This window comes from Streptomyces sp. NPDC019443 (assembly GCF_044389785.1).
In the GTDB taxonomy this organism is placed as follows: Bacteria; Actinomycetota; Actinomycetes; order Streptomycetales; family Streptomycetaceae; genus Streptomyces.
The window spans coordinates 735139-756603 of record NZ_JBIRYJ010000003.1 but is presented as its reverse complement, the minus strand read 5'-3'; the positions used below and the strand labels follow the sequence as shown (position 1 = coordinate 756603).

19 protein-coding genes and 1 pseudogene are annotated in these 21465 nt (G+C 69.4%); 13 read left to right on the top strand and 7 right to left on the bottom strand.

The genetic code is table 11. The features are described from left to right. Positions 1–364 precede the first annotated feature (364 nt). From ACH492_RS13820 to ACH492_RS13800, 5 genes are all read right to left on the bottom strand, one after another. On the bottom strand, positions 365–1927 hold the full coding sequence (locus ACH492_RS13820) for a DUF4139 domain-containing protein (protein ID WP_398986021.1): 1563 nt from the start codon (positions 1925–1927) through the stop codon (positions 365–367). Between the two features lie 8 nt (positions 1928–1935). Beyond that, positions 1936–2832: a DUF4139 domain-containing protein gene (locus tag ACH492_RS13815; RefSeq protein WP_398986019.1), complete on the bottom strand. Its 897-nt coding sequence runs from the start codon at positions 2830–2832 to the stop codon at positions 1936–1938. After that, a complete protein-coding gene (locus ACH492_RS13810; RefSeq protein ID WP_398986017.1) occupies positions 2778–3863 on the bottom strand; it encodes a DUF4139 domain-containing protein in 1086 nt (361 codons plus the stop codon). The genes ACH492_RS13815 and ACH492_RS13810 overlap by 55 nt, the downstream gene beginning before the upstream one ends. A 530-nt stretch (positions 3864–4393) precedes the next feature. Further along, positions 4394–5215, bottom strand: a complete 822-nt coding sequence (locus ACH492_RS13805; RefSeq protein WP_398986015.1) for a hypothetical protein — start codon at positions 5213–5215, stop codon at positions 4394–4396. Between the two features lie 4 nt (positions 5216–5219). Further along, complete coding sequence (locus tag ACH492_RS13800) at positions 5220–6101, bottom strand: alpha/beta fold hydrolase (RefSeq protein ID WP_398986013.1); 882 nt, start codon at positions 6099–6101, stop codon at positions 5220–5222. Between the two features lie 380 nt (positions 6102–6481). On the opposite strand from ACH492_RS13800, the gene ACH492_RS13795 reads away from it, so the two are divergent. The 10 genes from ACH492_RS13795 (at position 6482) to ACH492_RS13750 (ending at position 17605) form a co-directional block, all read left to right on the top strand. Next, positions 6482–7681, top strand: a complete 1200-nt coding sequence (locus ACH492_RS13795; RefSeq protein WP_398986011.1) for an acetyl-CoA C-acyltransferase — start codon at positions 6482–6484, stop codon at positions 7679–7681. 109 nt (positions 7682–7790) lie between these two features. Continuing rightward, the gene (locus ACH492_RS13790; protein WP_398986009.1) at positions 7791–8429 is read left to right on the top strand and encodes an HAD family hydrolase; all 639 of its coding nucleotides are present in this window, start codon (positions 7791–7793) and stop codon (positions 8427–8429) included. A 403-nt stretch (positions 8430–8832) separates the two neighbouring features. Continuing rightward, the gene (locus tag ACH492_RS13785; protein ID WP_398986007.1) at positions 8833–10356 is read left to right on the top strand and encodes a class I adenylate-forming enzyme family protein; all 1524 of its coding nucleotides are present in this window, start codon (positions 8833–8835) and stop codon (positions 10354–10356) included. A 301-nt stretch (positions 10357–10657) separates the two neighbouring features. Then, positions 10658–11350 (top strand): TetR/AcrR family transcriptional regulator, encoded by a 693-nt coding sequence (locus ACH492_RS13780; protein WP_398986005.1) that lies wholly within the window; start codon positions 10658–10660, stop codon positions 11348–11350. A 439-nt stretch (positions 11351–11789) separates the two neighbouring features. Next, positions 11790–12608: an SDR family oxidoreductase gene (locus ACH492_RS13775; RefSeq protein ID WP_398986003.1), complete on the top strand. Its 819-nt coding sequence runs from the start codon at positions 11790–11792 to the stop codon at positions 12606–12608. Further along, positions 12605–13417 carry an enoyl-CoA hydratase-related protein gene (locus ACH492_RS13770; protein WP_398986001.1) on the top strand — a complete coding sequence of 271 codons (813 nt, stop codon included), beginning with the start codon at positions 12605–12607 and terminating at the stop codon, positions 13415–13417. Before ACH492_RS13775 ends, ACH492_RS13770 begins: the two co-directional genes overlap by 4 nt. Beyond that, positions 13404–14633 carry an acyl-CoA dehydrogenase family protein gene (locus ACH492_RS13765; RefSeq protein ID WP_398985999.1) on the top strand — a complete coding sequence of 410 codons (1230 nt, stop codon included), beginning with the start codon at positions 13404–13406 and terminating at the stop codon, positions 14631–14633. The genes ACH492_RS13770 and ACH492_RS13765 overlap by 14 nt, the downstream gene beginning before the upstream one ends. 1 nt (position 14634) lies before the next feature. After that, positions 14635–15417: an SDR family oxidoreductase gene (locus ACH492_RS13760; RefSeq protein WP_398985997.1), complete on the top strand. Its 783-nt coding sequence runs from the start codon at positions 14635–14637 to the stop codon at positions 15415–15417. Next, positions 15410–16447 carry a phosphotransferase family protein gene (locus ACH492_RS13755; protein ID WP_398985995.1) on the top strand — a complete coding sequence of 346 codons (1038 nt, stop codon included), beginning with the start codon at positions 15410–15412 and terminating at the stop codon, positions 16445–16447. Before ACH492_RS13760 ends, ACH492_RS13755 begins: the two co-directional genes overlap by 8 nt. Positions 16448–16813: 366 nt before the next feature. Then, positions 16814–17605: a DUF429 domain-containing protein gene (locus tag ACH492_RS13750; RefSeq protein WP_398985993.1), complete on the top strand. Its 792-nt coding sequence runs from the start codon at positions 16814–16816 to the stop codon at positions 17603–17605. A gap of 112 nt (positions 17606–17717) precedes the next feature. Here ACH492_RS13750 and ACH492_RS13745 read toward each other — a convergent pair whose 3' ends face one another. Continuing rightward, positions 17718–17999, bottom strand: a complete 282-nt coding sequence (locus tag ACH492_RS13745) for a hypothetical protein (protein ID WP_398985991.1) — start codon at positions 17997–17999, stop codon at positions 17718–17720. A 56-nt stretch (positions 18000–18055) separates the two neighbouring features. Beyond that, entirely contained in the window at positions 18056–18412 is a 357-nt protein-coding gene (locus ACH492_RS13740; protein ID WP_398985989.1) for a hypothetical protein, read from the bottom strand. Positions 18413–18821: 409 nt separating this feature from the next. Between ACH492_RS13740 and ACH492_RS13735 the strand changes: the two genes are divergently transcribed. The 3 genes and pseudogenes from ACH492_RS13735 to ACH492_RS13725 all read left to right on the top strand — a co-directional run. After that, positions 18822–19025, top strand: a complete 204-nt coding sequence (locus ACH492_RS13735) for a cold-shock protein (RefSeq protein WP_307664902.1) — start codon at positions 18822–18824, stop codon at positions 19023–19025. Positions 19026–19288: 263 nt separating this feature from the next. After that, a complete protein-coding gene (locus ACH492_RS13730) occupies positions 19289–20833 on the top strand; it encodes a DEAD/DEAH box helicase (protein ID WP_398985987.1) in 1545 nt (514 codons plus the stop codon). A 274-nt stretch (positions 20834–21107) separates the two neighbouring features. Then, a pseudogene (locus tag ACH492_RS13725) lies at positions 21108–21465 on the top strand (hypothetical protein); the annotation flags it as partial.

Sequence of the window (21465 nt, the reverse complement as noted above, 5' to 3'; positions counted from 1 at the left end):
CGGAGTTTGGCCGATACCAATAAAGAAAATGCCAACCGTCAAGTGCGGTTGACTTTCCTTTGGTAGCGGTCGCGAGCGCGACCGTACCCGGCATCCCCGGCCGCACCAAGTGGCGTTCTTGTCTGCCGTTTCAGCAGGTTCTTCGTCTGCTGGTGGTACAGCCGGCGCATTGGCACGTGCGCAAACGGAGGGAATCGCCGTGGCTGAGGCGTAACGGGTCCGTGGATGGTCCGGATCTTGGTCCGATAGGGCGCAGACGCGGTGGGCACGGCGGATGGGTGGGTTCTGCCTCTCCGCGCTCGGAGTGATGGGGCGGGAGCCCAGATCAGGCCTGCACCAGCAGGCGTGCAGCCGCCCACCGAGTTCAGAGCCCGGTGACTTTGGCGCTCGCCGACAGCTCGTAGACCAGGGTGACCGTGCGGCGGCTGCCGGGCGGGAGGGTGACGTCCCAGCGGGCGATGCCCTCGGCGTCGACCACGTCGGGCGCGGGGGAGCATGAATCCTTGTGCAGGCGTATCTCCACCGCCGAGACCTCGGAGACCGGGATCCGCTCCCGAAGGACGACCACCCGCTCGCCGTGCTCCCCGGGGGCGGAGAACCGGGACAGGTGCAGCCGGACCTTGCGGGTGACCACGGTCCGCTGGGTGATTCCGGCGGAGTCGCGGGACTCCTCGGCATGCCGGACCACCCTGTAGTCGTCGCAGCTGCCGAAGGCCAGCTCAACGGGGGCGCCGGGGGCAGTGAAGTCCAGCGTGCCGCGGCCGCTGAATCCGCTGCCGCGGACCAGGTCCACGGGCCCGGCGAGCAGCGCGTGGCCGGACAGGTTGTCGAACCGCACCACCTGGGTGACCAGGGAGGACAACTCCGGTGAACACGCGTACTCACTGGGCGCGGCCGTGGTGAATGCGGAGAGCAGCACTCGGTGGGCGCGGCCGTCACCGGGCACCGAGACCGGCGCGGGGGATCTCAACACCCGCGCCTCGCCGCCGTCGTCCACCCCCGGCAGGCCGAGCACCGGGGCCGGGCCGAGGGCCCCGATCTCCTCCTCGCGCAGCTCGACGTCGACCGTGCGGCGCTCCGCTGCGGAGCGGTCCTTGAGCGTCAGCCGGTCCTCGCCCAGCAGTGGCGGATCGGTGGCCAGCGCCGAGCGGGCCGTCGACAATGTCAGCCGTACGTCCGACCAGTCCTCACCGGTGCGCTGCCAGACCATCGCGTCGGTCTCCAGTGTGAGGGAGTCCCCGTCGAGCACGGCCCTGTAGGCGGGCCGCCACAGCGCACACGGGGTGAGGTGGCTCAGGCGCAGCCCGACCGGCCCGGCGACTGCGGCCTCCACGGTCAACTCGATATGGCCGACCAGCTCGGCGGGCTCCTCCTCGGAGAGGTGCATGGCCCGCTGGGCTTCACCGAGTTCGGCAGCGAGGTCGGCCAGCCGGGCCTCCACGGTGCGGAGTTGCTCGCCGTGCGCGTCGCGCTCGTCGTCCACCCGGTCCAGTTCGCGAGCCCAGCGGAGCCGTTCGGTCTCCCCGGAGCCGGCGCCTTCGCCGATCTCCCGCAGCAGATCGGCGGCGAGGCGGCCGAGCAGGTCAAGGCGGGCATGCAGCCGGTCGCGTCGCTGCCCCAGGGCCAGCCGCTCCTCTTCGAGGGTGTGTACGCGGTGGCGCAGGGCGGAGTCGTCGTCGGTGGACGGCAGCGGCCCGCGCGGCGTCCAGCTGCGGACGATCCGAACGTCGAGCACGGTCGCGGGGTGATCGGCGGTCAGCTCGGCATGGAGGGTCCGGTCGACGGCCAGTGCACTGACCGGCCCGAGACGCAGCCGCTGGACCCCGGCCTCCAGGTCGAGCACGACGGCGCGCTCGATGTGGGCGCGATCCTCAAGGCACGTGACGGCGGTGACGGGGAGGACGATCGGCTTTGGGGCCGTGGACATGGCGTGTGTCAGCTCCTGCGGTTGCCGCCGACCAGGGCCTTGCCGGTCGGGATGCGGATCTCGTAGCCGCCGTCGAAGGCGGCAGTGGCGCCTGCGGGCAGGTCCAGTCGCCAGACGCGGGTGCCCGGCGCATGTCGATCGGGCCCCGTGCCGTCGTCGGGTGCCGTCCAGTCGGCCCGTTCCTCGATCCGGACGTCCGGTTCGGAGGTGACCGGCACCCGCTCGCGGACTTCCACGGTGACGGGCCTCGCGAGCTGGTTGGCCAGCTCCACGTGGACGCGGTGGTCGAGCACGGTGGTGTTGTTGCGCAGGCCCGAGGTCGACTCGTGCAGGTTCGTACGGCGGGTGACCCGGATGCCCTCGGCCGGCCCGAGCCCCACCCGGCGGACACCGCCGGGGGCAAGCGTGGGCAGTGCGGCAGTCAGCAGGAAGTCGTCGTCGACGGTGACCTCCACCGGGCCGGCCAGCAGTGCCTGGTCGGTGGCGTTGGAGAGCACCAACGTCGCGTACACGGTCTGCTCCACGGACGGCACGCAGAGGTACTCGGTACGCAGGCCGACCGGGATCTCGCCGACGGTGACGGTGTGCCAGGTGCCGTCCGACGGAATGTCGGCGCGGGCGGTGGCATCGAAGCGGTGGTCGAAGGAACCCGCCGACTCGCGGGGCCGCACGGCCTGTCCGGGCAACGGCAGCGCGGCCACCGCTTCGGCGCGGCGGCGGTACTCGGCCGCCACCGGGTCGAAGGGAGAGTCGGGAAACAGCCGGCCTCTGCGACCGCCCTGCTCGTCGGGGCCGCACAGGACAAGGGCGGCATAGTCGAGCTCGGCGCCGCTCGGCTGCGGCGGACCGGCTACCGGTGCCGGAGGGGGTGGCGGCGCAGCCCGGCCAGGAGCCGCGGGCGCCATGGCGGCGGGGGCACCCGCGAAGGACCTGCCGCCGGAGCGCGGCCGGTCGCCCGGTCGCGACCCGGCTGGCTGCGCGAGGGCGGGCATCTGGCCGCCGAAGACTGGCCAGGGCCTGCCGCGTCGTACCCGGAGAACAGGTCGACGAGCCCGGCCGGGGGCTCGCGCCAGCCAGAAGGCGCGGGGGCGGGCTGACTGCGTCCGATCCGGATCGAGCGGAGCCTCGGCAGGTCGGTGCGGCGCCGAAGATCGGCGGTGGCCAGGGCGATGCGCACGCCGGTCCAGTCCTCGCCGGTCCGCTGGGCGACCGAGGCGCGCAGCACCAGACGGCCGCTGCCGTCGCCCTGACGGTGAGTGAGACGGTAGGCTGGCACCCAGACGGCGCCCGGCACCCCGTATTCCAGCTCCAGCTCCACCTCCTCCGCATCACCGGTGCCGTCGAGGGTCAGGACCGCGCAGACCGTGGTCTCCACGTGCGCTGACGGCGCATCGGTGGAGGCGCGGGCGAGCCTGTCGGCAGCGACGGTGAGCTCGTGCTCGACGTTGCGCAGTGCCTCCTCCAGCTCGACGAGGCGGTTGTGCAGCCCCGTCAGCCGCTCGTCGACGAAGTCGGCGAGCTCCAGCAACGCGTCGACCGGGGTGCGGCGGTGCGGCTCCTCGCGTCTGCGGGCAGGTGGGACCGGGTGGAGAGCCCTGACCTCCTCGATCAGGCTCAGCTGTCGGTCCCGGCGTCCCTGCGCCGCCGCGTACTCGTCGCTCAGCCGCTCGACCTCGCGCCGCAACTCGTCGGGCGTGCCCGTGCCGAGCGGCTCGGCCTCGACTTCCACCCGGGCCTCGGTGACGCGCACCCCGGGGGCGCCCAGGACACGGGCCCGCAGCGAGCCCGGGTCCAGCGAGCGGGGCAGTCCCGTCACCCGCACCCGGCCGTCGGGCGACACGCTGCCCCGGGCCAGGCGGTGGCAGACCGCGCCCTGCGCGTACACCACGACCGAATCGAGGGTCGACCCCAACCTCTTTGTTGACTCAGCCGTCATGTGCTCCGCCCCCCGCCGCGTCCATGCTGAGCGAAGCCTACGCCCGGGCGGTCTGCGCGTCCGCGTCGAATCAGGAGGATGGTGTCCAGGACCACACGCCCTGTTGGCTGAGCAGCCGTTTCACGGCCTCCTACAGGGGGCGGGTGGCATGCACTGCCGTGCTGCGGACGGCTTCGGTTGCCCGCACGCAAGCGGGCAGCTCGCTGCGAATGCCCAACGCTCCTTCTGAGGCAGCCCTCTTACTCGGTCGGCCGGACTTTGCCTTGGGGCCTGCCCGGACGGATGAGCCAAGGTGCCTTGCCTCCTCTCGGGCCCGCGGTCACAGCTGTTCGGTATGCCCGTGCCAGGGAGTGGGGTCGGGGTTGTCTTGGCGGAGGTTGGTGGACACCAACCACGACAACCCCGACCGTCAGGTGCGGTTCAGCTGCTTCGGGTAGCGCGTGAGCTGGGCATGGAGCGCCCTCTCCGAGGCCATGGCCGCCCAGTTCGAGCAGATCAAGCGCGAGGCGGAGGGGGCGTGAAGCGCGCGCTCAGCCGAGCTTGAGGAGCCCGGCTTCGATGACGGTGCGGCCGAAGGGGCTCGCCAGTTCGGCGAGACGTTCGCAGTCGGCGTCACCCAGGGCGGCGTAGGCGGGCAGGGCCAGGCGGTCGGTGCGGTCCTCGATGTGCCGGCGCAGGCGTACGCCTTCCGGGCTGAGGGAGTCGCCGTCGAGGAGACCTCGTGTGCGCAGGCGCTCCTCGGTGTCGGCCCACTCCTCCTCGGGCCATGCGCGGCTTGCCTTGAGGAAGTCGACGGGAACCTCACCGGTGGCAGCGTGCAGAACCAGGGCCTCCAAGCCCCCCACACCCTCGCTCAGCAAGCACGCTACATGGCCGTCTCCACGGAACTCCCGGAGCAGCGTCTGGGCGTGCCACAGCTGCAGTACCGGCTCCTCCGGCCAGGGCAGGGCGGCGTGCGCGGCGAACAGCGGTCGGCCCTGCGCGTGTTCGCAGGCCGCCTCGGCGGCCGTGCGGGTCAGCGCCAGGACCTCGTCCAAAGCGGGGAGTTGGTGGATCCCGGCCCGTCTCAGGGCCTCGCTCGCGGCGGCGTGCCGCGCGTCCAGCACCTGCTGCGGCGTCGCCGCCTCCCAGACCCCGTCGATCGCCTTCCGTACGAGACCGGGATTGAAGTTGTAGAAGGTCGAGATGACCAGCTCGGCGGAGGCTCGGCCGAAGGCGGCGCTCCGGGAGGCGAAGTACCCGGCGCGACCGCTCAGTCCGAGGTCCGCGTACCGTCGCCTTCCCTCCGGGGCGAAGTAGATCATGCCGTGTACGGGCTCGAGCCGGCGCCAGGCTGCTCGCGCTGTCTTCATGGGGTCACCTCTTCTGAGAGTCGGGCGACGGGGTGTTCGCCGTGGTTCTGTGCTCGCCGTGCGCTCGCAGATGTTCGAGCAGCAGGCGGCTCAGCGTCTCGGGTGCCTCCTCGGGGACCCAGTGGCTGACGCCCTGGAGGGTCTCGAACCGGTACGGCCCGTTGACCCACTGCTCGGTCTCCCGCGCGGCCGCCGGGCCGAACGCGCTGTCCTGTGTGCTCCAGACGTACAGCGTGGGCACGTCGATGACGCCGATCGCGCCGTCGGGGCGGCCGGCCCGGTACCAGTTCAGCGCTGCGGTGAGAGCACCCGGCTGGGACAGGTGCCGCACATAGGCCTCGGCGCTGGCCTGCGGGACCTTTCCGGCGTATGTGGCGCGAAGTGCCTCGGCATCGCCTGCGAGCATGCGCTCTTCGGTCGCGGGCGTTTCACGCCAGGCCGTCATGTACTGCGATCGTTCGCGCTGGTCCTGGTCGGTGCGCAATGTGGTGGCCAGAGCGCCGGGGTGCGGGGTCGAGACCACCGTCAGGGTACGTACGCGGCCGGGGTGGGCATCGGCGGTCCACCACGCCACCGCGCCTCCCCAGTCATGGCCGACCAGGTCGAACGACGCCCAGCCCAGTTCCTCCGTGATCGCGACCACATCGTCGACCAGGACGCTGATGCGGTAGTCCTCGGGCCGTTCGGGGCGGGCCCCGGGGGAGTACCCACGCTGGTCGGGTGCCACCACCCGGTAGCCGTGCCCGGCCAGTTCCGCGATCTGCCGGTGCCACACCAGCCGCGTCTGCGGGAAGCCGTGGAGCAGCAGCACCGGGCGGCCTTCGGGCGGACCCGCCACGGTCGCGTCGAACACGCCCGCAGCGGTGGAGATGCTCAGCTCGGTCACGATCCGCCCCTTCATACCGACTGGTCGGTCAGCCTTAATCTGTGGAAGGGGATTGTCAAGGTCGAGAACACGCGCAGTTCCCGCAACGGCAGCCGCGTGCCGCCCTCCCCGGAGATCTATTGAACTTGACGTCGAATTCAACTATAAACATCGCGAGGCCGGCTCCCGTCACCCTGCGGCCGTGGCGCACGTCATCGGTAACGGAGGGGACGGTAACCAACTGCCACAGCGCTCCGGTTGGCGTGCGGCACCGCCTACCGGCATCGAGCCCGGCCAGCCGGCATCGGGCCCCAACCGGTATCGGCTCCGGCTCACGGAGCTCGGGATTCCAGCCCTGAAGTGCCCAGACGAACCGGACTGACAGGAAGCAGTGAGGTGACATGAGGGAAGCAGTCATCGTTTCGACGGCACGGACGCCGATCGGGAAGGCGTACCGCGGCGCGTTCAATGACACCCCGGCGCAGGAACTTGCCGCCCATGCCCTCTCGCACGCGGTGCAGCGCGCCGGGCTCGAGGGAGGCGAGGTCGAAGATGTGATCTTCGGCTGCGCCATGCAGCAGGGGTCATCCGGTGGCAACGTCGCCCGCCAGGCCGCTCTCCGTGCCGGACTTCCGGACTCCGTGTCCGGGATGACGATCGACCGGCAGTGCTCGTCGGGCCTCATGGCGATTGCGACGGCCGCCAAGCAGATCGTCGGCGACGGCATGCAGGTCGCTGTCGGCGGCGGTGTCGAGTCGATCTCCCTGGTGCAGAACGAGCACATGAACACCCACCGCATGACGGATCCCTGGCTGGTCGAGCACAAGCCGAGTATCTACATGCCGATGTTGCAGACGGCGGAGATCGTCGCCGAACGCTACGCCGTGAGCCGGGAACGACAGGACGAGTTCGCGCTGGTGTCACAGCAGCGCACTGCGGCGGCGCAAGCGGCCGGGCGGTTCGACCAGGAGATCGTCGCGCTCGACAGCGTCAAGAAGGTCATGGACAAGCAGTCCGGGGAGGTGCGGGACGAGGCCGTGACCCTGACCCGGGACGAGGGCAACCGCGCGTCGACCACACTCGAGGGCCTGGCCGGGTTGGCGCCAGTGCTGCCGGACGGCCAGGTGACCGCGCATTCCAGCGTGACGGCGGGCAACTCCTCGCAATTGTCGGACGGGGCTTCGGCGTCGGTGTTGATGGAGTCGAAGGAAGCCGAGCGCCGCGGACTGGAGCCGCTGGGCCTATACCGGGGTATGGCCGTTGCCGGTTGCGGGCCGGACGAGATGGGGATCGGTCCGGTGTTCGCCATTCCGAAACTGCTGAAGCAGCATGACCTCACCATCGACGACATCGGTCTGTGGGAAGTCAACGAGGCGTTCGCTTCCCAGGTGCTGTACTGCCGTGACGAACTGAACATCGACCCGAAGCGGTTCAACGTCAATGGCGGCGGAGTCTCGGTCGGCCATCCGTACGGAATGACCGGTGCCCGCCTGGTGGGGCACGCCCTGATCGAGGGCAAGCGCCGTGGCGTCCGATATGTAGTGATCTCGATGTGTGTCGGCGGCGGAATGGGTGCAGCCGGGCTGTTCGAGGTCGCTTAGTCCTCATGAGAATCGGCCGACCATGACTGCCGTCGCCACGGCCGGTGCGAAGCCGGCCGTGGCCGCATCGGCCGGTGGGTAGCCGGCCGCGAGAGAGGGTGTGGATGCTGTGTCGAGCGTGGTGGAAAAGGCCCGAACCGCGGTCCTCGTGGACTTCGGTGGGGTCATCACCTCCAGTGTGTTGCGAGCTTTCACCGACTTCGGCGCCTCACTCGGCGGCGACCCGCGCCTGCCGCTGGACCTCCTCAGCCGGGACCAGCCCTCACGCGGCCTCCTGGCCGACCACGAGTGCGGCCGTATCGACGCGGAAGCCTTTGAGCGAGGATTCGCCGAACGTCTCCGTGCCCACGGCGCCGACGTATCCGCCGAGGGCCTCACGGCCCGGATGCAAGCGGGAATGTCGATCGACCAGGACATGCTCGCCCTGCTCGGTGATCTTCGCGCCGCCGGCTACCCCGTGGCGCTGGTATCCAATTCGTTCGGGAACGGAACCTACGATGGCGTCGACCTCGCCGCTGTGGCCGACGCGGTCGTCATCTCCGCCGAGGTCGGGATCCGCAAGCCTTCCCGTCGGATTTACGCGATCGCATGTGAACGACTCGGCGTCACGCCCGAGGAGGCAGTCATGATCGACGATCTGCGGCAGAACCTCGACGGAGCGGCGCGAATCGGAATCGGGGGTGTGCTGCACACCGGTGCCACCGACACCCGCCGCCAACTCGCCGAACGCTTCAGGATCACAGCCTGACCGATCGACCGACCTGACCGATCGACCGACCGGCCGATCGATGGGAGGCCGGGCGCGGGAGAACGGTCATGCCCGGGACCGATGCCGCCCGCGGGCGGAGCGAGAGTGCTCGCGCCCGCCCAGTGCGGACTCATGCACTTCGGTACCACCTCTGCCTGCCCAGGCGGCCAGGACGCCTGCGCCCTCCTTCAAGTCCCGCCGTCGGCCGAGTCCTCTCCGGATGAACTTCCGTACGCGGTTCGTGGACGGCCTCGCCGGCGACCACGGCCCGACGCCTGGGCGATGCAACCCCCCGCCATTCCCGCCGTCGCATGACTTGAAGTTGAGGTCGGATTCAATTCTACTGGTGGGCGAGGGGGACCCCCACCGCATCAGCTGCTCACATCCCCGGAAGGCACCGCCCATGGCCAGTGTTTTCGACCCGGTCTGCCGCCACGCGGCTGCAACTCCCGACAACATCGCGCTGCGCGCCGGCGCGGATCAGTGGACCTACCGGCAACTGCGCGACGCGAGCGTTCGGTACGCGGGCGCCCTGGCCACCGCCGGCCTGTCCCCGGGGGACCGGGTGCTGCTGGCGGCGCCGTCGGTGCCCGAGTTCGTGGTGGCCTACCTCGGGATCCAGGCCGCGGGCTGCGTTGTGGTGCCGGTCAACACGATGTCCACCCGGGCCGAGGCCGAGTACGTCCTCGGCGATGCCGGGTGCTCGTTGGCGATCGCATGGCACGCCCTCGGCCCCGCCGTCGCCGAGGCGGCCGCGACGCTCAAGGTGCCCTCCTGGACGCTGTCCCCGGGCGCGATGGTCACCGATGCCGACCCCGTCTCCGTGGTCGACCGGGACGGCGACGAGACCGCGGCCATCCTGTACACCTCGGGTACGACAGGGCGGCCGAAGGGCGCCCAGCTCACGGTCGGAAACCTGTTGTCCGCCGGGGAGATCGGCGCCGAGTGCAGCCGCGGATCGAGCGCCGACCGTACCGGCACCGGACTCCCGCTGTTCCATGTGTTCGGCCAGGCGTCGGTCATGATGGCGACCTTGACCGCGGGTGGTTCGATGTCGTTGCTGGCCCGATTCGACCCGGCGTCGATGCTGGAGATGCTGCGCCGCGACCGGCTCACCATCATGGCCGGCGTACCGACCATGTGGAACGCGCTGCTGCACGCGGCGGGCGATGCGAACCCGGCGGACTTCGCCCAGCTCCGTGTCGCCGTCTCCGGCGGCGCCTCGCTGCCCGGGGAGATCGCCCGGGCGTTCGAGGCCCGATTCGGCTGCACCATCCTCGAAGGCTATGGGCTCACCGAGACCACCGCGTTCGGCACCTTCAACGACATCGACCGCGGCGGCAAGACCGGGTACACCGGACGGGCGGTCCCGCGGCTGCAGATCCAGGTGCGTGACTTCGAAGGCAACGAGTGTCCACCGGGTACCGTCGGCGAGGTCCACATCAAGGGACCCACGGTGATGCGCGGCTACTTCAACCGCCCCGCGGACACCGCCGCGGCGATCTCGCCCGACGGCTGGTTCCGGACCGGCGACCTGGGCGAAACGGACACGGACGGCGACCTGCGCATCGTCGACCGGATCAAGGACCTGATCATCCGCGGTGGCTACAACGTCTACCCCGGTGAGGTCGAGGAAGTTCTCTACGAGCACCCGGACATCATCGAGGCAGCCGTGATCGGCGTTCCCGACGACCACTACGGCGAGGAGGTGGCCGCGCTCATCACTGCCCGGCCGGGTTCGGAGCTCGGTGCCTCCGAGGTGTCGAGCTGGACACGGGAGCGACTGTCCGCCTACAAGATCCCGCGCATCATCCGGTTCGTCGACGAACTGCCCAAGGGCCCCAGCGGGAAGATCCTCAAGCGTTCCATCGACCGTACGGAACTGACCCGCGCCCCCGCGCTCGGCGACGCACCCGCCCGCCGGTAACTGAACATCCGCCGGCGGACGAGATGTGTCCGGACACGTGGGCGAGGTCGGCGCCAGCGGCCTGCGCCGCGAGGATCGAGCGGCCGTGGGTTCGGCGTTCATCGCCACCGACGAGGCGAACGCGGAGGACCCGTACAAGCACTGCCCGGACCCGGTCCGTCCGCCATGGACTTCGGAAACCAGGGCATCGAGCAGGCGAAGGCGCGGCGGGACATCTGGGGCGCCGGTCAGGGCGTCGGGAACCCCGCGCGCACTTGGCGGATTTGTGACTCCGGTGTCGGATTCAAGTACCCTTCCGGCGATGGATACCACCGCGCCCGAGGAGAATTACAGCGAGAAGGCACCGCCGATGGCGCCCCTCTCGTCACTTCGCGAGCCGCCGACGACGAAGCGCGGAGCTCGGACACGGGCCGCCTTGGTGAAGGCCGCGCGGAAGGTGTTCGAGAGGGACGGCTACCTCGACACCCGCCTGATCGACATCGCCAAAGAGGCCCAATGCGCGGCGGGATCCTTCTACACCTACTTCGCGAACAAAGAAGAGGTGCTTGCCGCCGTCCTGCTGGAGGCGCAGGAGGACATGATGCACCCCGGCATGGGCCGGGTGCAGGGTACCGACGATCCATACGCGGTACTCGAGGCGAGCAATCGCGCGTATCTCGAGGCGTATAAGCGGAACGCGAAGCTGATGGCACTGCTTGAGCAGGTCGCACAAGTGGAGCCGGAGCTCCGTGAGTTCCGGACCCGGCGCACGGATGCGTTCATCAGCCGCAACGCCCGCGGCATCGCCGACCTGCAGGCGCGGGGTGTCGCAGACCGTGAGGTCGATCCGATGTTGGCCTCCCGTGCGCTGTCGGGCATGGTCAGCGTCATGGCCTACAACGCCTTCGCGCTCGGCGAAGGGCAAGAAGAAGGTACGCCGGTGGACTTCGAGGAACTCGTCTCCACGGTCACCCGGCTCTGGGCGAACGCCCTGCGGTTCCCCGGCCACCGCTGATCCTGATCCGGCAGTAGCGCGCGGTCGGGGCGGAGACCGCCGCCGCGGGTCTTCTCCTCTCCTCCACGGGTGTGACGTCGCGCGCAGGCGAATGGGTGAGCCGACCGGTCAGGGGCCGGGGGAGGGTACCTGGCCGTAGCCGTCGTCGATGGCTCAGGGCGCAGCCGTCGGACGTCAGCAGTTGAGACGACGCGGCGCCGGGCCGTGCCTTGTTCGGTGGGCCGCTCCTGCCCCCGGGGGCGGACGAAAGTGCGGCGACGTCCACCGTGAATTCTCTGTCCGCAATCCAGTGGGGCGAGGCGAGCTGCTCCGCGTGGTGATGCGGTCAGATAGTTGAACTTGACGTCGGATTCAATTATACAGGTGGGCGGAGGCCACGGTCGCACCATCTCGGGGACTGTGCCCGGCACCGCACGCCCCGCCATGGAGAGGGTTCGCTGTGAACGTTGCACAAAGAGTCGCCATCGTCACCGGTGGCGGAGGCGGCATCGGCGGCGCGCTGGTCGCACGGCTCGCTCGCGAAGGTGCCCGGATCGTCGTCGCGGACCTTGATGCGGACACCGCGCGGGCGGTATCGGAGTCAGTCAACGCCGACCATCCGGGAAGCACCGTGAGCGCCGGTGCGGACGCGTCGGACACCGCGCAGATCCAGCAGTTGATCGACCTGGCGGAGAGCGCGTTCGGTCCGGTCGACCTCTACTTCGCGAACGCGGGTATCGCCGGCGCACCCGGCCTCGACGCGAGCGAGCAGGACTGGGACCTCTCGATCGACGTGAACCTGCGAGCCCACATCCGAGCGGCAACGCTGCTGGTGCCGCGGTGGCTCGAGCGCGGCGAGGGCTACTTCGTCAGCACCGCCTCGGCGGCCGGGCTGCTCACCCAGATCGGCTCCGCCACGTACGCCGTCACCAAGCACGCGGCCGTCGGCTTCGCCGAATGGCTGAGCGTCACCTATGGCGATCGCGGAGTCCATGTGAGCTGTCTGTGTCCGATGGGGGTGAACACCAGGATGCTGTCCTTGGGGAAGGACTCCGGGGACGCCCTGGGGCAAGCGGCCACGAGGGCCGTCACGTCCGCGGGTGACGTCCTCGAGCCGGCCGAGGTCGCCGACGCCGTCCTCGCCGCGATCGAGGACGAGCGCTTCCTGATTCTGCCGCAGGAAGAGGTTCTGGACATGTACCGGCACAAGAGCTCGGACTACGACCGGTGGCTGCGCGGGATGCGCCGTTACCAGAGCTCCCTGCTGGCGCAGGCATGACCGGCGCGCCGGGTGAGCTCGTCCTCGCCGAACATCGCGGGCCCGTACTGGTGCTCACGTTCAACCGGCCCGCCAAGCTGAACGCCTGGACCGACGAACTCGAAAACCGCTACTTCACGCTGCTCGACGCCGCCGAGGACGACCCGGACGTACGCGCCGTCGTGGTCACCGGCGCCGGACGCGGATTCTGCGCAGGCGCCGACCTCCAGAGGCTGCAAGCGGTCGGCGAGGTCTCCGAGGCGGACAGGGCGCGGCGCCGGCCGCGCGACGTGCCGCTGACCCTGCGCAAACCGCTGATCGGCGCGGTCAACGGGGTTGCCGCGGGTCTGGGCATGGTGGAAGCGCTCTACTGCGACATTCGCTTCGGCTCGCCCTCGGCCCGGTTCACCACGGCATTCGCGCAGCGCGGGCTGATCGCCGAGTACGGGATCTCCTGGCTGTTGCCCCGGCTGGTGGGCCACGGCCGGGGAACTGACCTGCTGCTGTCGAGTCGCATGGTGGACGCCGATGAGGCACTCCGTATCGGACTCCTCGACCACCTGGTCCACACCGGCAGTGTCGTCGATGCCGCTGTCGCGTACGCCGCCGATCTGGCGACACGCTGCTCCCCGGCGTCCATGGCCACCATCAAGAACCAACTGCGCGACGACGCGGACGGAACCTACGGCGATTCCGTGACCCGGGCGGAAGGCGTCATGCTCCAGGCCTTCCGCGGGGCCGATTTCGTCGAAGGCGTGGCCAGTCACCTCGACAAGCGCCCACCGAATTTTCCCTCCCTACCCATCAGGAGTTCAGATGTCGCTGTTTGAGACCTCGGACCGAGCCAAGAAGTACCAGGCGGATCTGCTCGAGTTCATGGATTCGCACATCTACCCCGCTGAGGCGGTGTACGACGACCAGATGCGCGCGTCGGGTGACCCGCACTTCCAGCCCCCCATCATCGAGGAGCTCAAGGTCGAGGCCCGTCGGCGGGGACTGTGGAACCTCTTCCACCCGCATCCCGACTGGGGGCCCGGACTCACCAACCTCGAGTACGCGCCACTGGCGGAGATCATGGGGCGCAGCCACATCGCTTCGGAAGCGTGCAACTGCAATGCCCCGGACACCGGGAACATGGAGGTGCTCACCCTCTTCGGCACCGACGAGCACAAGGAGAAGTACCTGGGGCCGCTGCTCGAGGGCACCATGGCCTCAGCCTTTGCGATGACCGAGCCGGCAGTGGCCAGTTCCGACGCCACCAACATCGAGCTGCGCATGGAGCGCGACGGCGACGAGTACATCCTCAACGGCCGAAAGTGGTTCGCCTCGAACGCGATGCACAAGAACTGCAAGGTGCTCATCGTGATGGGCAAGACCGACCTCACGGCGGCCCCACATCGCCAGCAGTCGATGATGGTCGTCGCCATCGACGCCCCCGGGGTCACCGTGATCCGGAACCTCCCGGTCTTCGGGTACGCCGATCGCGAGGGCCACGCGGAGATCACCTTCGAGAATGTGCGCGTGCCGGCCAAGGACATCCTCAAAGGTGAGGGCGAGGGCTTCGCGATCAGCCAGGCCCGCCTCGGGCCCGGTCGTATCCACCACTGCATGCGGGCGATCGGCGCGGCCGAGCGGGCGCTGGAGCTGATGTGCCGGCGCGCGCAGTCACGGGTGACATTCGGTCGTCCGGTTGCCGAACGGTCCAATGTCCAGGACTGGATCGCGGAAGCGCGTATCGACATCGAGATGATCCGCCTGCTCACGCTCAAGGCCGCGCATCTGATGGACACGGTCGGGAACAAGGAAGCGCGCACCGAGATCGCGGCCATCAAGGTGGCCGCCCCGAACATCGCGTTGAAGATCATCGACCGCGCGATCCAGGTGCACGGGGGAGCCGGAGTGACCGACGACTTCCCGTTGGCCATGATGTACGCGCATCTGCGGACGTTGCGGCTGGCGGACGGTCCCGACGAGGTCCACAAGAGGGCCATCGCCAAACAGGAACTGCGGCAGTACCGCGACACGGCCACGGCAGCGGTGAACTGACATGGCAGGACTCGATCTCACCGGTCGCACCGCGGTCGTCACCGGCGCCTCACGCGGTATCGGGCTGGCGATCGCCCGGGCCATCGCCGCGGCCGGCGCAAACGTCGTCCTCACCTCCCGGTCCCAGGAGGCGGCAGACGCCGCCGCGGCCCAGGTCAAGGGAACGGCGGTCGGCGTCGGTGCGCATGCGGTCGACGAAGAGGCGGCCCGGCGCTGTGTGGATCTGACGCTCGAGCGCTTCGGAAGCCTGGACATCCTCGTCAACAACGCGGGGACCAACCCGGCCTTCGGGCCGGTCATCGACCAGGACCACGGCCGGTTCGCCAAGACCTTCGACGTGAATCTGTGGGCTCCCGTCCTGTGGACAGGGCTGGCCACGCGGGCCTGGATGGGCGAGCACGGCGGGGCGGTCGTCAACACCGCGTCGGTCGGCGGCATGGCGTTCGAGGCGAACATCGGGCTGTACAACGCCTCGAAGGCCGCACTGATCCATCTCACGAAGCAACTGGCCCTGGAACTCTCGCCGAAGGTTCGCGTCAACGCGGTGGCACCGGGTGTGGTGCGTACGAAGCTGGCCGAGGCTCTGTGGAAGGAGCACGAGCAGGCCCTGTCCGCCTCGACGGCACTTGGGCGTATAGGGGAGCCTGCCGACATCGCCGCGGCGGTCGCCTTTCTCGTCTCGGACGCCGCGAGTTGGATCACCGGTGAGACCCTGGTGATCGACGGCGGGCAGCTGCTCGGCGACGTGCTCCCGTTCAGGCAAGGGGCCGGCATCGGTGTCTAGCGCGGACCTCGTCGGAATCGACGCCGAGGCGGTGAACCGCTGGTTCGAGACCCTCGGCGTCGACTTCGCCCGGCCGCTGACCTTCGCCCGGATCGGGCTCGGCCAGTCGAATCTGACCTACCTGGTACGGGACCAGGACGGCCGCAGGTGGGTGCTGCGGCGCCCACCGCTGGGTCACCTGTTGGCGTCGGCGCACGACGTGGCCCGCGAGGCGCGGATTCTGACCGCGCTGGAGGGCACCGCCGTCCCGACCCCACGGGTGCTCGGGCTGACCGGTGATCCTGCCGTGACCGATGTCCCGCTGCTTCTCATGGAGTTCGTGGACGGCCAGGTCGTCGACAGGATGTCGATCGCGCAGTCGTTGACGCCCGAGCGCCGCCGGGCGATCGGGATGTCGTTGCCGCGGACGCTGGCGAAGATCCACGCGGTCGATCTCGAGGCGACCGGGCTGACCGGTCTGGCCGGCCACAAGCCGTATGCGCAGCGTCAGCTGAAGCGGTGGTCGGGCCAGTGGGAGAAGTCCAGGACCCGCGAGCTGCCCGCCCTCGAGGACCTCACCCGGCGCCTTGTCGCGGCCGTCCCGGAGCAGCGCGAACTGACGCTCGTACACGGCGACTTCCATCTGCGCAACGTCATCACCTCCTATGACAGCGGGGAGGTGACCGCGGCGCTCGACTGGGAGCTGTCGACGCTGGGGGATCCGTTGGCGGACATGGGCAGCCTGCTGGCGTACTGGCCGGAACCGGGAGAGGAGGAGACCGGGGGCGATTTCGCCGCCTCCGTCCTCGAAGGCTTCCCGGGCCGTGCCGAGCTCGCTCAGACGTATCTGACCGAAACAGGCCGGGACCCGGCGGCACTGAAATTCTGGCACGTGCTGGGCCTGTGGAAGGTGGCTGTGATTGCCGAGGGCGTGATGAGGCGAGCCATCGATGAACCGAGAAACAAGAGCGCGACAGGCACGCCCACCGTGGAACGCATCGATGCGCTCGTGGACAAGGCATGCCGAATCGCTGACGAAGCCGGGATCTGAGAAGGCGTAGTGATGTCCGCCCAGGGCTCGGCGGTGCTGTTCGAGCGCCGCGAACACATCGGCATCGTGACGTTGAACCGGCCCGAGGCGATGAATGCGGTGAACGCCGCGGTCGCCACCGCGCTCGGGAGCCTGCTCGATGAGTGCAGTGCCGCTCCCGAGATCTGGGCGGTGGTGATCACCGGTGCCGAGGCTTCTGCGCGGGCGCCGATCTCTATCGGCGCGAGCTCGGCCGGTGCAAGGAAAGGGCGCTCGGTGCCCGCACCGCGGTCGGGCCCCGGTTCCCGGAGCTTGTCCTGCCGGTCTGGCATTGCACGTAGCGCCCGGGTGCGGTGGTCTGCCGGCCTGCTGCGGGAGGATCGCGGCATGAGGCAACGACAGTCGGTCACGGTCGGGGTCGACCTTGCTGCGAGCGCACGGCGTACGGCTGTGTGCCGGGTGCTCTGGGGTGGCGGAGACGGCTTGGCGGTGGAGTTCGTCGTGCCCGAGGGGGATGAGGGTCTGCTGGCGGTTGTCCGGGCTGCCGACAAGACAGGCCTCGACTGCCCTCTTGGCTGGCCGTCGCGCTTTGTGGCAACGGTCCTGGCCCACCACCGGGGCGAGCGGCTGCCGCCTGCCGTCAGGTTCGAGGAGCGTGCGGACGGGAGGCCCGGTCTGGATGCGCTGCGATTCAGGGTCACCGACGACCTCACATGGAAGGCGACCTCGATGCGGCCTCCGCTGTCGGTGTCCACCGATCTTCTGGGCGTCGTGGCGCTGCGGGCGGCTTATCTGCTGGATGGACTCGCGGCGACCGGTGTCCCCGTGCCCCGGGACGGGTCGGGACCGGTTGCCGAGGTCTACCCCGCTGCCGCACTGCGGCGGTGGGGGATCCACCTTCCTGGTAGCTACAAGAGCGCCACACCCGGAGCGCGTGCCGTCCGGGAGCACATCGTCCGCTCGGTCGAGGCGGGCTTGGGGGTGGCGCTCCCCGAGCCGGTGCGCGGGCAGTGTTCCGACAGCCACGACCATCTGGACGCGTTGGTCTGCGCCCTGGTCGCTCGCGCCGTCCTGATCGGGGACACTCTGTGGCCGCGTTCTCCGGACGAGCGCGCGGCCGCCCGGCAGGAGGGCTGGATCCACCTGCCCGGTACGGATTTGGCGGCCCTCCGCCGCTGACGGCTGACTGAGGATCGCCCTGACGGAGTTTGGCGGACACCAACCACGACAACCCCGACCGTCAGGTGCGGCTGAGCTTCCTCGGCTGACGTGTGACCATACGGGTCGGCAATCAGCGCAGGGGCAGCACCAGTTCGGACGGGTCGTCCTCCGGCGAGCCGAACGACACCTTGCTGCCCAGCGGTGTGCGACCGCCGTCCAGCGGGTCCTTGGTATCCAGGACCAGGAGCCAGCCGATGTCCTGCCGGACCAGCTCTGCGGGGCGTTGGAGATCTAGGGCGTGTTTTAGAAGTAGCGCCGTCCGCCCGCAGGGCGGGCCCTGCGGCGTCTGGTGCGTGCAATCGCAAGGCGGAGGGTCGCCCTCGTACTGGGCGTACTTGGGCGACTCCGACAACATCGCGAGTGTGCGTGCCAGGCGTCGCGGGGCAGGCGGGACTTCTAAAACACGCCTTAGCCGCGTGCGGCGAGCTTCCTGCCCTGGGGGACGTACTCGAGGTCGTTCTGCCCCCAGCTGGCCGGCTGCACGATCACCGGGTAGCGGCCGTGCGCGTCAGCGCCGGGTGCGCCGGGGGCGGGGGTGAACACGTTCGCCTTGAGGACTACACCGTCCTTCATCGGGATGTCGGCGAGGCGGAAGAAGGGGCCTGCTGTGGCATGCGCTGCCGTGTGCTCCTGCCCCGGGGGCGCTGACCTGAGTGCCGCGGGTGCTGCGGTGACCGTTCCAACGAGGGCGAGCACCGCGGCGATGGCGGCACTGGTTGTCCGGACCCTCGCGCGGTGTCCGCCGTGGCGTTGCGTTCGTCTCACTGGGGCTCCATGTGGCTCGGACCGTCGTGCCACCGAGGCACCGCCCACCGGCGCGGTGAATCGGAGCGTAGAGGTGCAGAACCAGCCGCGGTGAGATGATGATCAGCCAAATGACCCGCGGGTAGGGGGGATCCGACGCCTGCACGCATCCACGTCGCCGATCGCGCGAGCCCATGCCTCGGACGCCCTTGGGCAGCGAATATGCTGCTGCGGGTTCAGAATTTGCCCGCCGTGCTACTCTTGATCCAAGTTGCAGTTGTGGTTCCCATAGACTTCAAGTGCCTTTGACGGCTATATGCCGTCGGGCACTTTTGTATTTCCGGTGCTGTTTTCCGGACGGGGCAATCATTGCGGCGACGCGGAGCTCGCACAGTGCGGGCACCGGGCACTGCCCCTAAGGAGATTTGATATGGCTACTGGCACCGTGAAGTGGTTCAACGCGGAAAAGGGTTTCGGCTTCATCGAGCAGGACGGCGGCGGCCCCGACGTCTTCGCCCACTACTCGAACATCGCCACCTCGGGCTTCCGTGAGCTCCAGGAGGGCCAGAAGGTTTCCTTCGACGTCACGCAGGGCCAGAAGGGCCCGCAGGCCGAGAACATCGTTCCCGCCTGACGCTGACGCGTACGACGCAGCTGGGGCCCGCACCGTGGGTGCGGGCCCCAGCTCGTTGCTGTGTGCAGGGTCCGCCCGCACCCCCGACTCCGGCCCCAGCCGCCCATTCCGGTGGATTCCTGGAATTCTGATGCCAGGCGCCGCTGTTTTCTGCGCCGGTGCGGCCGGCTTCGTCCCAGTCTTTTATTCGGCTCGTTCTTGCAATTCATTCGGCCATTCCGCCGAGAATTCCTCGATACGTGCCATATCGAGGAAGGTTCTGCATGAACCGCTCAGTTCGCACGAACGACCGCTACTCCAACCCCCGCAAGGGCGGCTCCGCCGGTTCCGACCGCGGCGCCCGGTTCCGCCCGCAGGGGCAGGGCCAGGGCCGTCCCGGCAACCGCTCCGGCGGATACGGGCGCCGTCCCTCCGCGCCGCAGGGCGAGTTCGCCCTGCCCGTCACCATCACACCGGCCCTCCCCGCCGCTGCGACCTTCGGCGAACTGGACATGCCGGCCGAACTGCTGAAGACGCTCACCGGCCTCGGCATGAACGAGCCGTTTCCGATCCAGGCGGCGACGCTGCCGAACTCGTTGGCGGGCCGGGACGTTCTGGGCCGTGGCCGCACCGGCTCGGGCAAGACGCTTGCCTTCGGTCTGGCCCTGCTGGTGCGCACCGCGGGCCGGCGTGCGGAGCCGCGCCAGCCGCTGGCTCTGGTGCTTGTCCCGACCCGGGAGCTGGCGCAGCAGGTGACCGACGCGCTGACCCCGTATGCCCGGTCGTTGAAGCTGCGGCTGGCGACGGTGGTCGGTGGGATGTCGATCGGCCGGCAGGCCGGTGCGCTGCGCTCCGGGGCCGAGGTCGTCGTTGCGACTCCGGGCCGGCTGAAGGACCTCATCGAGCGCAAGGACTGCCGTCTGGACCGGGTGGACATCACCGTGTTGGACGAGGCGGACCAGATGGCGGACATGGGCTTCATGCCTCAGGTCACCGAGCTGCTGGACCAGGTCCGTCCCGGCGGCCAGCGGATGCTGTTCTCGGCCACATTGGACCGCAACGTCGACCTACTGGTCCGCCGGTACCTGCACGATCCGGTGGTCCACTCCGTGGACCCCGCCGCGGGCGCGGTCACCACGATGGAGCACCACGTACTGCACGTCCAGGGTGCCGACAAGTACGCCACCACCACCGAGATCGCCGCCCGCGACGGCCGGGTGATCATGTTCCTGGACACCAAGCACGCGGTCGACGGGCTGACCAAGCATCTGCTGAACAGCGGCGTACGGGCGGCGGCGCTGCACGGCGGCAAGTCCCAGCCCCAACGCACCCGCACGCTGGCCCAGTTCAAGACCGGTCATGTCACGGTGCTGGTAGCCACCAACGTCGCGGCCCGCGGCATCCATGTCGACAACCTCGACCTCGTGGTCAACGTCGACCCGCCCAGCGACCACAAGGACTACCTGCACCGAGGCGGGCGCACCGCCCGCGCCGGCGAGTCCGGCAGCGTCGTCACCCTGGTCCTGCCCAACCAGCGCCGCGACATGGCGCGCCTGATGGCCGCCGCCGGCATCACCCCGCAGATCGCCCAGGTGCGCTCCGGCGAGGCCGAACTGAGCCGCATCACCGGCGCCCAGGCCCCCTCCGGCGTCCCAATCAGCGTCAGCGCGCCGGTCACGGAGCGCCCCAAGCGCGGTGGCGCCCCGTTCCGCGGCCGGGGCACCCGCCCGGGTCAGCCCGGCCGCTCTGGTGGTGAGTCCCGTCGGTCCGCCGAGGCCCGGCAGACCGCCGAGGCCCGCAGGGCCGCCCGGGTCCGTCGGTCCGCATAGTCCGCGCGACTTCACTTCCAGCGAGCCGAGAGTGAGGCGCCGTCAGCGGATGAGCGTGGCTGCGACGGATGAAACCTCTACTCGGCGTGGCGTGCCGTCCAACGGGTGACTATTGGCTGGTTGTCACACGAAGGGCCCCATGGTGTAGCTCGAATGCGGAGCTCTCCGGTGGTGCGGAGGCGAAATCCGGCTAACGGTGAATCACGTCGCCCCTGCGATTCCATGAGCCGATGAAGTGTCGGCCGTCGCAGTCGCGGCGAAAGGAATGTGCCTCATGCGCTCTGCCCGCACCCTGTTCGCGTCGGCGGCCGTCTCCGCGGTCCTGGCGATCACCTCTCCCGCCGCATATGCGCTGGCCCTGGGCGAGGACCACGACAGTGGCTCCTCCTCCAGCGAGTACGGCCAAGAGTCCGAGAAGGGCGACAAGTCCGAGAAGGACGAGAAGTCCGAGAAGGATGAGAAGTCCGAGAAGGGCGACTACGACAAGTCCGAGAAGGGCGACAAGTCCGAGAAGGACGAGAAGTCTGACAAGGAAGAGAAGTCCGACAAGGGCGACTACGACAAGTCTGACAAGGGCGACTACGACAAGTCCGAGAAGGGCGACCACGACAAGGGCGACTACGACAAGGGCG